Source organism: Kitasatospora sp. NPDC004799, from assembly GCF_040609095.1.
In the GTDB taxonomy this organism is placed as follows: Bacteria; Actinomycetota; Actinomycetes; order Streptomycetales; family Streptomycetaceae; genus Kitasatospora.
This window is the reverse complement of sequence record NZ_JBEXJK010000062.1, coordinates 1-11870: the sequence shown is the minus strand read 5'-3', so window position 1 is coordinate 11870 and position 11870 is coordinate 1. Positions and strand designations below refer to the sequence as shown.

6 protein-coding genes are annotated in these 11870 nt (G+C 72.7%); all 6 read right to left on the bottom strand.

What is annotated here, in order from left to right:
• Positions 1-2: 2 nt before the first annotated feature.
• The 6 genes from ABZW03_RS11230 to ABZW03_RS11205 all read right to left on the bottom strand — a co-directional run bounded on the left by ABZW03_RS11230 (position 3) and on the right by ABZW03_RS11205 (position 11761).
• Complete coding sequence (locus tag ABZW03_RS11230; RefSeq protein WP_355254964.1) at positions 3-908, bottom strand: zinc ABC transporter substrate-binding protein; 906 nt, start codon at positions 906-908, stop codon at positions 3-5.
• Between the two features lie 281 nt (positions 909-1189).
• A complete protein-coding gene (locus ABZW03_RS11225; protein ID WP_355254961.1) occupies positions 1190-1570 on the bottom strand; it encodes a hypothetical protein in 381 nt (126 codons plus the stop codon).
• A gap of 693 nt (positions 1571-2263) precedes the next feature.
• The gene (locus tag ABZW03_RS11220; RefSeq protein WP_355254958.1) at positions 2264-3301 is read right to left on the bottom strand and encodes a hypothetical protein; all 1038 of its coding nucleotides are present in this window, start codon (positions 3299-3301) and stop codon (positions 2264-2266) included.
• Positions 3298-4557: a CHAT domain-containing protein gene (locus ABZW03_RS11215; protein WP_355254955.1), complete on the bottom strand. Its 1260-nt coding sequence runs from the start codon at positions 4555-4557 to the stop codon at positions 3298-3300. The genes ABZW03_RS11220 and ABZW03_RS11215 overlap by 4 nt, the downstream gene beginning before the upstream one ends.
• Before the next feature lie 5 nt (positions 4558-4562).
• The gene (locus tag ABZW03_RS11210; protein ID WP_355254952.1) at positions 4563-10607 is read right to left on the bottom strand and encodes a tetratricopeptide repeat protein; all 6045 of its coding nucleotides are present in this window, start codon (positions 10605-10607) and stop codon (positions 4563-4565) included.
• Between the two features lie 548 nt (positions 10608-11155).
• Positions 11156-11761 carry a hypothetical protein gene (locus ABZW03_RS11205; RefSeq protein WP_355254949.1) on the bottom strand — a complete coding sequence of 202 codons (606 nt, stop codon included), beginning with the start codon at positions 11759-11761 and terminating at the stop codon, positions 11156-11158.
• Positions 11762-11870 lie beyond the last annotated feature (109 nt).

Here is an 11870-nt window from a genome sequence, read left to right as displayed (position 1 = left end):
GGCTACTTCCCGGTCGCCTTCGCGAGGGCCTGCTCAAGGGCCTGGAGCTGGGCGGACTGCCAGTCCTGGAAGGACGCGTCGGATGGATCGGGTGTCTCGGTGACGGTGGTCACCGGGATGCCCTGCGCCTCGGCGGCCTTGACCTGGGCCTGGACGTCGGGCGTGGAGTTCTGGCTGTTGTAGATGTAGACCTTGATCTCGCGGTTGCCGATCTGCCGGTCCACGGTGGCCTTGTCCTGGGCCGTCGGGTCGGTGCCCTCACTGATCGCGTCCAGGAACGGCTCCGGCGTAAGCAGCTTCAGCTTCAGGTCATCGGCGAGCGGGGTGACGATCGACTCGGAGGCACCGACCGGGGTGTCGGCGTACTTCGTCCGGATGTCCGAGATCAGCTGGTTGTAGCGGCCGAGGGCCTGGGACTCGAAGGTGTTCTTCTGCCGGTCGAAGTAGGCGGCGTCGGCCGGATCGATCCTCTTGTAGTCCTCGGTGATCCTCTCGATGACGCGGTGCACGTCCGAGGGGGAGTACCAGCGGTGCGGGTTGCCGCCCTCTTTGACGCCGACCAGCTCGCCGACCGTCAGCACGCTGCGCCCGGACACCGGGTTGGCGTCGAGCAGTTTCGTCGCCCACGCGTCGTAGCCGACGCCGTTGACGACCGCGTACTGCGCGCCGGCGACGGTGCGGGCGTCGGCGGCGGTCGGCTCGTAGTCGTGCGGGTCGGCGTCGGGGCTGCTGATGATGTTCGTGACCTTCACGTGCTCGCCTCCGAGCTGGGCGGCGATGCTGCCCCAGAAGTTCTCGGCGGCCACCACCCGGATCGCCCCGCCCGACGGGGTCGGCGGGGAGCCGCCGGCCGAGGACTGGGAGCAGGCCGCGACCAACGCCAGTACCGCCGTGGCGGACCAGCGCAAGCGCGGTCTCAACCACCGGTGCGCTGCTGCCCGGTGGGACACGGAAGCGGTCATGGCACCCGGTCTCCTCGCACCGTGCGGGCCCGCTGTGGGGAGAGCCCGGCTCTTGTTGGCCTCCTTCCACGGTAATGGAGATCATGCCCACCGGCCCACCGGCCCACCGGCCCACCGGCCCACCGGCCCACCGGCCCGGCGGCTGGTGGCGCTGGCCGGTGGCCTTGGAGCTTGTCGGAGCGCCGGGTTCTCGGGCCGCGGTCCATCGGCCGACCGGCTCCGAGAAGTCAGCCGCCCGTGTGCAGGTCCCGACCGGGGCGGCCGAGGAGCGGGTCGGGCAGGTGGCGCCGGCTGGCTTGGCTGAGTGAGAGCTCCTCGTCGTCGAGCAGGGCCGCGCCGAGGAGGGGGCGGAGCTGCTGACGGCCGAGTTCCGGGCCGATGAAGACGATCTCGTTGCGGCGTTCGCTGTAGTAGCAGCCGTCCCGGTGCCAGGCGACCGCCGCTCGGGCCGGCGGGCCAGCCACAGGTGTCCCCGGCTGCGCGTGACCTCGCGCATGATCGCGGGTCAGGCGCTGAGGGTGGAACGGACGCCGGGCCTGCCACAGGACCGAGCGGGAACGGACCGTCGCGCACCCGCGACGGCCGAAGGCATCGGTCACCTCTACCAAGCGCGCCGCCAGGACTTCAAACGGGTTGGGCCGACCGGCCCAACGGAGGAACGGCGCGGCCTTGTCATCCTGCTTGCCTTCCGTCGCAGGTCAGATAGGGTGCCAGAGTGTTCCGCCGATCTGATTCGGCGATACATGTCACGAGCGCGAGCTTGGTCCAGGTCTTCGGCGGACGCCCCGCGCATCGGCGACGGGCGACGGTGCCGCGCACTCCGGGTGGGTTGGACAGTACCCCCGGTATCCGGCCGCACCAACCAGACTGGCCAGGGTTGAACCTGCTCGTCGACCCGGACGGCTCGTAGCCGTTCGCCGCAGCACGTACCTGCTATGTGGTCGGCTCCGGAAGCCCTTCGGGGGTTGATCATGCAGTGGGGAGGAACGAGGATTCTTCTGAGCGATCGGCGGTAGGCCGGGCTTCCTGGCACTGGTCGTCGGCAAGGTCGGCCCGACCGGTGCGCCGGACTGCGGCGGTGTGACGACGACCCGGAACGACGAGTGCCGGATCTGGTCCAACCACGGCGGCGGGGGCACCTTCGACTACGACCAGATGATCGACCAGCGGGAGTCCGGTAAGGGCGTGTGGCAGGTGGTCGGTTGTTCCAGGGCGCCCGCGCCCGCCGTGTCCGGTCCGGATCCCTTCCCCATGCCATCCCAGATCCGGTCGAGGGGCACCCCCGAGGGTGGAACCCCGTGTCAGCGGGAGTGGGCGGCGAGGCTGAGCAGCAGGTGGGCGGATTCCGGGTGCTGGAAGTCAGAGTGGGCGCCGGAGGGGTGCAGCCGGGTGGCGAGGCTGCCCCGGTAGACGTGGCCGGCGTCGATGTTGACGATCGGGTGGTCGAGTTCGGCGTGCGGGTACGGCGAGTCCGCCGGCCGGAGCCGGGCACTGAACTGGGGGACCGGGGCGGAGCCGGTGCCGGAGTGGCCGATGCCCGGCAGGCCCTCGGCGCGCAGGTGCCAGAAGCCGGTGGCGCGGTCCCAGCGGGAGTGGGTGAGGACCAGCGGGCCGCGTAGCGGGGCGCCGGCCCGGCCGGGGCCGAGGAACAGCCGGGGGAAGAGCCGGGTGAAGGCGTCGCGGGGCGCGGCCATCTGGAAGACCAGGGCGCTGTCGACGGTGAACGGACGGCTTGGGTCGCCGGGCCGGGAGGACCAGCTCAGCACCGGGGGACCGGCCGGGCGGTCGGCCGCGTACTGGACGGCCTCGCAGAGGAACCGGCCGCCGAAGGAGTGCCCGAGCAGGTGGAGGTACTGGCCGTGACGGTTGGCCAGGACGCGCGGGGAGTCCGGTCGGCCGCGGCAGGAGTCGAGGTAGCCCAGCAGGTGGCCGAGGATCCGCCCGGCGTGGCCGCAGGCGCTCATCGCGTGCGCGCGCTCCCGGATGCGCCGGTAGCCGTGCAGGCTGGGCAGGCTGGAGGAGGGCCAGCGCACCACCACGCACCAGGGGCGGAACCCGGTGGCGAGCCCCGGGTAGGCGGACGGGGCGGCTTGGTGCAGCGCGGTGGCCCGGTCGATCAGCGCGGCGGCGGTCCGGTCGGCGGCGTCGGGGCTGGTCTGCCAGCCGTGGACGTAGACGAACAGGTCGGTCGCCCACTCGGGGATCCGCAGGTGGCGGGCCAGGTGGTCGGCGACCCGTGCGTCCGGGGCGGGGGTCGCTGTCCCGGGGAGGAGCAGCCGGCCGTGCTCGTCCAGGTCGACCGTCGCGGGCCGTACGGAGGCCGGGGGAGTGCGGTTCACGGCTTGAGCTCCAGGATGCTGTCGATGCCGCAGTGCAGGGAGTAGGCGAGCGCCAGCGGGTTGCGGTACTCGCGGGCGAACCAGCGCACCAGCTGCTGGGTGATCTCCCCGGCGGTGAACTCGCCGGTCAGGTAGTGGTCGAGGAAGGCGAAGGCGTACTCGGCGGCGAACTCCTGCGGGATCTGGAGCTGCGGCCCGAGCACCCCGTCCGCGCCGAGGTCGACCAAGGCCCGTCCCAGGTGGTCGAGTTCGGCCGCCGCCGACTGCCCTGTGTGGCAGGCGTTCAGCAGCACGAACGGCCGGAAGACGGCGTCCGACCGGTCCAGGTGGCGTCGGCGGTGCCGGCGCACCAGGTCGGCGTCGATGTGCCGGTCGTCGGAGAGCCGGACCGCGAGCTGCTCGTACGGGGAGTCGTTGGAGACGAACTGGCCGTGGCACCAGAAGTACATGACGTCCTCGTCCAGCACGGCGGCGGACAGTGCCTCCAGGAGGAGGTCCGAGTCGGTGCGCACGGTGAGCTGGGAGCGGTCCTCCAGCAGCTTGCGCACCTCTGGCGCCCGGCCGATGCCGGTGAGCTGGTCGTCGGTGTTGAGGCTGGTGACGGGTTTGGCGCGGGCGGAGTTGGGCGGCTGGATCGGCGGGTAGGAGGCGCCAGTCTGCTCGATCTGGTGGCGGTGGCCGAGGAAGTCCGCCCAGGGGTCGGGCCGGTCGGTGTCCACGGCGAGCATCGGCCAGGGCAGGTGGAGGTCGGAGTCGAAGCTGATCCGCAGCGAGCCGTGTTCGGTGAGGGTGGCGGTGAGGTACTCCCGGAAGCGGACCAGGCTGCGGTCGGCCCCGTCGAGCATGGTCTGAAGGAAGTAGCGTCCCTCCTCGGCGAGTTCGGCGACCTTGCGCTCGGCAACGGCGGCGTGCGGGGTGAAGTCGACGGCGGTGGCGAAGGGGTACGGGTTGAACGGGTCGGGGTCGTAGCCGATCAGCCGGTCGCGCCAGACGGAGCGCAGCCGGGCGGCCTTGGCGAGCAGGACCGGTGCCGGGACGGCCAGTCGCGTCCGGTGCATGCGGGTGCCGGGGGTGCGTTCGCCCGGGCGGAAGGCGCTGATGTCCAGCTCGTCGCCGTGGCGGCGAAGGGAGACGACGAGGTCCAGCGGCGCCGGGCCCTTCAGCGGGCCGGCGTCGGCCGGGCCTGCCTGCCGCGGCAGGCGCGTGTAGTCGGCGGAGGGGTTCTGCCGGACGAGGACGGGGAGGTCCCGGGGCACGTCGATTACTCCTGCTCCTGCGGTGCGATGGCGGCGGGTTCGTCCACGACGGCGGATCGGTCCGGGACGGCGGGGACGACCAGGACGGCGGAGAGGTCCTGGAGAACGGCACCGTGACCCTGGTCGAAGACGGTGATCCGGACGGTGTGCTGCCCGGGCGCGGCCGGGGTGAGCGCGAACCGGGCCGGCCCGTCGGCGGGGGTGTAGCTCGTGACGGGTGGGGCGAGTGCCGCGTCCGGGGTCACCGCGGCGACCAGGTGCAGGTCCGGCAGGGCGGCTGGGTCGGCGGACGCGTCGGCGGATTCGAGGCGCAGCTCCAGGTGGGTGGTGGCGCCTACGGCCGGATCGGCGGTGAGGGTCAGGCGCGGCTGCCAGGCGGGGTGGTGCGTCGCCGGTTCGACGGCGCGGTGCATCGCGCCGCGGGAGCGCCGGGGGAGAAGCCCGGGGGTGGGCGCGGGAGCGGTTCCAAGCGGGGCGATGCGCGGGTGGTGATCGGGCTCGGGTCCGTCGGGGAGCCGGGCTGGCATGCTACGGGCCTCGGCGGCGAGCGGGTGGCCGGTGCCCATCAGTGCCTCGCGGCCGACGCGGACCGCCTCCATCAGCGCCCGGGCGGCATCCTGGTGGCCGGCGGCGGTGAGCGCCCGGGCCAGGCCGACGGCGAGGGTGGGGTAGAGAGGCAGGGGGCCGGGGCGGGCGGCGCCGACGCTGACGGTGAGGTCGTCTGCCTCCCGGTGGCCGTCCAGCAGCGCGGTGGTGGGGGCGGCTTCCGCGGCCGGGATCCGGTCGGCGATGATCCGCTCGTAGACCTGGACGGCCCCGTCGGGGTCTCCGGCGCACAGCCGGGCGTGGGCGAGGGCCTGCCGAACCTCCAGGGTGAGGGCGCTGCGCGGTCCTCGGCTTCCGGCGCAGACTTCTACCAGCTCTTCCAGCCGGACGACGGCACGCAGCGGGCGGGGGCCACTGGCCAGCAGGAGTGCCTGGGTGAGCCGGGCGGTGACCGTCGCGTCGTCCGGGTCGCCGAGGGCTTCGGCGGCGGCGGAGACCAGCTCGCCGGCCAGGTCCAGGGCAGTCTCCGGTTGTCCGCTCAGGTGCTGGGCGAAGGCGAGCAGGCAGCCGGCGTGGATCCGGTCCGGCAGGCCCACCGCGACCGGCTCGGCGGGGTCAACTGTCATCGGGGACAGTTCGGTGGCGGCGACGCCGGGGCGACCGTCGAGGATCAGCGCCTTGGCGCGGTCGTGCCGGAGCTTCCGCACCGAGGGGTGATCGGGCCCGAGAGCCTCGACGGCGAGGGCCAGCGTCTCGTCGTAGTACCCGGCCGACTCGGCGTAGCGGCCCGCCTCGAAGAGGTTGAGCGCGATGCTGTCCCGGACGTCGAGGGTGTCCGGGTGGCCGGCTCCTAGGATCCGGCCGCGGTCCGCGAGGACGGACCGGTAGAGCGAGTCCGCGCGGTCGTGGTCCCATCCGTGGCGCAGCGCGTGGCCGCTGTGCTCCTGGGCGGCGAGTGTGGCGGGGTGGCCGGGACCGTACACCCGGATATGGTCGGAGACGAGCGCCTGCCGTTCGGCGGCCTCCTGACGATGGCGTCCGCTGAGCCGATGGGTGTAGGCGAGCTCGGACCGGTCATCGAGGGTGTCCGGGTGGTCGGGGCCCTGGCTCCGGGTCCGTACGGCGATCAACTCGGTGAAGAGGCCGGCGGCCCGGTCGAGTTCACCGGTCGAGCGGATGTCCTGGGCCAGCAGGGAACGGGGGCGCAGGCTGCCGGGGTGCTCCGGTCCGTGGACGCGGGCGTAGTCCGCCGCCAGCAGTTCCCGGTCGATGACGGCCTGACGGTAGAGGCCGGCGAACCCCTGGCTGGTGGCGAGGATGCTCCGGGCGGTGAGCACGCTCGGGTGGTCGGGACCGAAGAGTCGGATGTGGTCGTGTACCAGGGCCTCGTCGAGCCGGATGCCGAGCAGGTGGTTGCCGGAGGTCCGGTGGACCCAGGCTAGGAGCAGGCGGGTGTGGAGGCTGTCCGGGTGGTCCGGGCCCTGGATCCGAGCCTGGTCGGCGCCCAGGGCTTTGACCAGATGTAGCGCCCGCCGGAGGTCGCCAGCCGATCGGCAGGAGGAGACCTGGGACTGCCTGGCATGCAGGGTGTCCGGGTGCTCGGCACCGAGGACCCGTGCACGGTCGGCGGCCAGGTCACCGAAGAGCTCGCTTGCGACGCCGTGCTCCCCGGCCTTGTCCTGGGAGAAGGCGTGCCACCAGCGCGTGGTGAGGGTGGCCCGGTGGTCGGCGCCCTGAGCCCTCGTACGGTCGGCGATCAGGCTCAGGTACGACTCCGCGGCGATGCGGTGGTCGCCCGCTTGGGAGTGCGACCGTGCCAGCTCTTCGCGGATCTCCAGTGTTTGCTGGTGGTCCGGCCCGTTGATGCGGGTGTGATCGGCGGCGAGGGAGGCGAACTCGGCGATGGCCCGCTGGTGTTCACCAGCAGCCCGCCGGATCGAGGCACGCTCACGACGGCAATGCAGGGTGCTCGGGTGGTCCGGCCCGAACACCCGGGTGTGATCGGTGACGAGTTCCTCGATCAGCGCGGCGGCCCGGCGGTGGTCACCGGCGCGCTGGCTGGTGGACGCCTGCCAGAGACCGACGTTGAGGGTGTCCGGATGCTCGGGGCCCAGGGCTCGTGCGAAGTCGTGACCGAGTTCCTCCAGCAGGGCCACCGCCTGCCGGTGGTCGTCGGCGTTCCGATGGGCGATCGCGAGGGCGAGTCGAGTGGAGAGCGTGTCGGAGTGATCGTGCCCCTGGAGCCGGGCGCGGTCCGTGATGAGCGCCTCGAGCAGGTCGGCCGACCGACGGTGGTCGCCCGCGACTCCGTGGGCGGTAGCCAGCCATTGGCGGGCGGTCAGGGAGTCGGGGTGGTCGGCGCCCAGGACGCGGGTCCGGTCGGTGACCAGGGACTCGGCCAGCTCGACGGCCCGCCGGTGGTGGCCGGCGCCCAGGCAGGCCGACAGGCAGTTGAAACGGGCGGCGAGGGTGCCGGGGTGATCGGGCCCGTTGATCCGGACGTGGTCGGCCACCAGGGCTTCGTAGAGGTCCAGGGCATGGCGGTAGTCGCCCAGCACCTGATGGCTGTGACCGATCCAGAAGCGGGTGCTGAGGACATCGGGGTGGTCGGGCCCCTGGAGGCGGGTACGGTCGGCCGCGAGCGTTTCGTACAGTGCGAGCGCCTCGCGGTGCCGGCCGAGGTTCCGGTGGGCGGTCGCCAGCCACCAGCGGGTGTTGAGGACCGCCGGGTGGTCGGACCCCTGGAGGCGGGTACGGTCGGCGAGCAGAGCCTCGAAGAGCGTCAGGGCCTCGCCGTAGTCGCAGGCGTTGGTGCGGATTGAGGCCTGCCACCACCGAGTGGCGAGCACGTCCGGGTGGTCCGGGCCGAGGACCTGCTGCCGGTCGGCTACCAGCCGGTCGCACAGGTGCACCGCCCGTCGGTGCTCGCCCGCCTCGTCGACGGAGCGGGCCAGCCGCAGCCGGGCGTCGAAGGTCTCGAAGTGCTCGGGGCCGTTGACGCGCAGGTGGTCGGCGGCCAGCCGCTCCCGGACGGCGAGTGCCTCGCGCGGGCGGCCGGCGGCGTGCAGGGCGCGGGCGAGACCGGAGCGTTCCTCCAGGGTGTCGGGGTGGTCGGGGCCCTGAAGCCGGGTCCGGTCGGCTACCAGGTGCTCCAGCTCCTCGACTTCAAGGGTGGGCAGTCCTGCGACGCGCAGCGCGCACCCCAGGAGGCTGCGTTCCTCCAGGGTGTCGGGGTGGCCCTCGCCCTGGACGCGGGTGCGGTCACGAACCAGGGCCCGGTGCTGCTCGACCGCGATGACGGGCGTGCCCGCCTCCCGGTGGGCGCGAGCCAGACCGCTGCGGGCGTTGAAGGTGTGCGGGTGATCAGGGCCGAGTACCCGGCTGTAGGAGGGGACGACCTCCTCGAACTGGGAGACGGCGAGGGCGGGGCGGCCGGACTTGCGGTGGGCCGAGGCCAGGCGCTTGCGGGCGTAGAGCGTCTGCGGGTGGTCCGGCCCCAGCACCCGGGCGCAGTCCGCGACGAGGGCCCGGTAGGCGGCGATCGCCGCGAGGTGGTCGCCCGTATCGGCGTGGGCGGCCGCCAGCCAACGGCGGCTGTTCAGGGTGTCCGGGTGGTCCGCACCCAGTAGTCGGGTGCGGTCGGCGACCACCTGCTCGTACCGGACGATCGCCAACCCGTGCAGACCCGCCGCGAGTTGCGCGAAGGCGAGGCCGCTGCTGCGGGTCACCACCGTCGGGTGGTCCGGCCCGAGCACCCGCTCCGTGTCGGCCACCAGCCGTTCATACTCGGCGACGGACTCCCGGTGTTGCCCCGCCACCTGCAGCGCGTACGCCAGGCTTGCCCGGCTGTGCAGGGTGTCGGCGTGGTCCGGCCCCAGCACCCGTGCTCGGTCGGCGACGACGCCCCGGAACTCTTCTACGGACAGGGCGTGTCGGCCGGCCCGGCGGTAGCCCTGGGCGAGCGTGTGCCGGTCGGAGAGGGTAGCGGGGTGGTCCGCGCCCTGGACCCGGGTGCGCCGGGCGACGACGTCCCGGCACAGCTCCACGGCCCGGGCGAGGTCGCCGGTCTTGGCCTGCAGCCGGCCGAGCCGCCCGAGGGAGGCGAGGGTGTCCGGGTGGTCCTCGCCGAGCAGCCGCCGCTGCCCGTCGGCCATGGCCTCCACCAGCCGGACGGTGTACACCCGCTGCGCCCGGTCGGTGAGTTCGGCAGCCGCCAGCCCGTACAGGGCGATGCTCTCGGCGGTCGGCTTCGGCGACGGACCGCTGTCGGCCAGCTCCCGGACGTGCGGCAGCAGTGCCCGCCGCAATTCGGGCCGGGGGTCCGGCCAGAGGCGGGCCGCCGCCCGAGCCAGGTGCTGCTCGGCGCGGCCCCGGAACTCGGCGTCCCGCAGCACCGCCTGGAGCAGCCGGTGCACGGTGACCGTCTCGCCGAGGGTGATCAGGTGGTAGTCGGCGAGGAGCCGCAGCGCCCGGTCGACCTCGTCGGGCCGGCGCGAGCCGAACGGGGTGAGCACCTCGCGCGGCAGTGCCTCGGGGGCGTACCAGGCCAGGGTGCGCAGCAGCTCGACGGCGAAGGGCGCGGTGTGTTGGACGGTCCGCAGGGTGGTGCGCCACAGCCGGGTGACGGTGGACTCGGCGCCCGGGCCCACCGGCCCGGTGGCGTGCAGCAGTTCGCGGTACGCGGCGAAGGAGGTGCCGGTCTGCTGGACGTAGGCGCCGGCCTGGGTGAGGGCGATCGGCAGGTGGCCGAGCTCGTCGGCGAGTGCCCGGGCCTGGTCCCGTTCGGCCGGATCGACCGTCGAGCCGTGGTAGGCCGTCCCGCAGAGCAGCTGGGCGGCGTCCAGGCTGTCGAGGACGTCGACGCGGACCGGGCGGATCCCCGGGTGCCAGCCACTGGCCCGTCGGCTGGTGACCAACTGGTGCCCGCGGCCGAGCAGGCGGCCGACGTAGGGGGTGAGGTCGGCCGGATCCTCGGCGTTGTCGTAGACCAGCAGCCAGCGGTCGTGAGCGCGCAGCCAGGCGATGGCCCACTCGACCTGCTGGCCGGGCGGGGCGGTGAGAGCCCAGGAGGGGTAAAGGTGGACGGCGAGCCCGGAGAAAGCCTCGGCGAGCTGCTCGGCGGACTCGGCGGTGAGCCACCAGATCAGCCGGTAGTGGTCGGCGTGGGCGTAGGCGTGATGCAGGGCGAGGCTGGTCTTCCCGACGCCGCCGAGGCCATGGAGGGTGGTGGCCTGGGTGACCAGTCCGCCGCCGTCCCCGTGGGCCAAGGCGTCGGCGACGGCGCGCAATTCACGCTCCCGGCCGATGAGCAGGCCGGCGGCCCGGGGCGGCAGGTTGGGCGTCGGCGTGGTGGCCTGGACGGTCTGCGCAGCGCGCGCGGCGTCGGGCGGGAGGACGGCGGTGTGCGGGGCGCCGCCGACAGCCGAGGGTGAGCCGGGGCGGCGACGCTGTTCGTAGGGTTCGGGGTCGGGCATGCCGCTCTCAGGGCTGACGTGTGCCGTCATGGACATCAACACTGCGCCGCCCCCGCCCCTGTGACCTGCTCTGCCTACCTACCGTAGTGCAGGCCAGGCGCAGTGTCAGCGGTTCCCGCGGAACGGTGGCGGGGCCGGTCAGTCGGCGAGGTCCAGCGGTTCTGGGGAGCGGTGGCCAGCAGGTCGGGCCCGTTGTTGCGCTCGCTGTTGACGGGTGGGCGGGACGGTCAGGACCTGGAGGTCGCCGTCGGCGGAGCGGCGCAGTAGGTGGTGAAGTTTCGGCAGGTCGGCATGGGCGGGGAGAGCCAGGCGGGAAGTCCTCGTGGGCGACGGTGAGCGACATCTGGTCGTGGACGCGCCCTTTCGAGGCGATGGTCGTCGACGCCTCCTCTGGCGTGCTCGAAGCACTCAATGAGGAACCGGTTGGACGGCGCGCATCCCGTGGCCGCGTCCGGTCTCCGAGGGATCCAGCTCATGGGCGCTGTCGTGACTCTTGCCAACGGCCAATGGTCAGGAAGCTTTAGGTCCCCCGTTTCGTCCGTCGGCTCGCCTGACGGGATGCAGGACTCTGGGCTCGGTCAGGTCGGTTCCGGGAAGCCGTTCAGCCCCAGGGGGACCGGGACCAGCGGCGCGTGGGGATTCGGGCTGTCTGGGCGGTAGAGACGGAAATGCTCACCATCGAGCGGTCGGACGACGACCTTCATGTTCTCGGCATGACCGCTGCCACGGTCAAGAGCGGCGATGGCCGCAGCGCCGTCCTCGGCGACGACGCTGGGGTGGTAGACGTTGACCGGGCCGATCTCCAGAAGCCGATTGCCGAGCCGGAGCTCGTAGTTGGGCAAGGTGACAAGCATGGCACCCGGTTGGCCAGCCAGTACTTCACGGAGAGCGGGTGAGTCGGAGCCGTTCAAGGTCATGGTGAGCGTGCTGGTGAACGGGGAGACGACGCACGCACCGTCAATGAGTAGGCGTGCAGCCCGCAGCGCGATTCGCTGCCCCGCGGAGACGTCGAACGGCACCGCGAAGAAGCGTCGGCAGTGCTGTTGGACCGCGTCGAGGTCGGAGACGTACAGCAGCAGATCAGCGAGGCGGGCGCGTTCGGCGTCATCCTGGGAGGGCGGCAGGTCTCCGGCGCCCACGATGGCCCCGTCGACGGAGACCCGGAAGCCACCGCCGTCGAGCAACTGCTGATGGAAACCTAGTACTGCAACGGTGCTTACCGTGACGTTCGTTGGGCTCGTTCGTTGGGCTGTTCATGGGTGGGGACATATCCGAGGTCGATGCTCGTTCCTG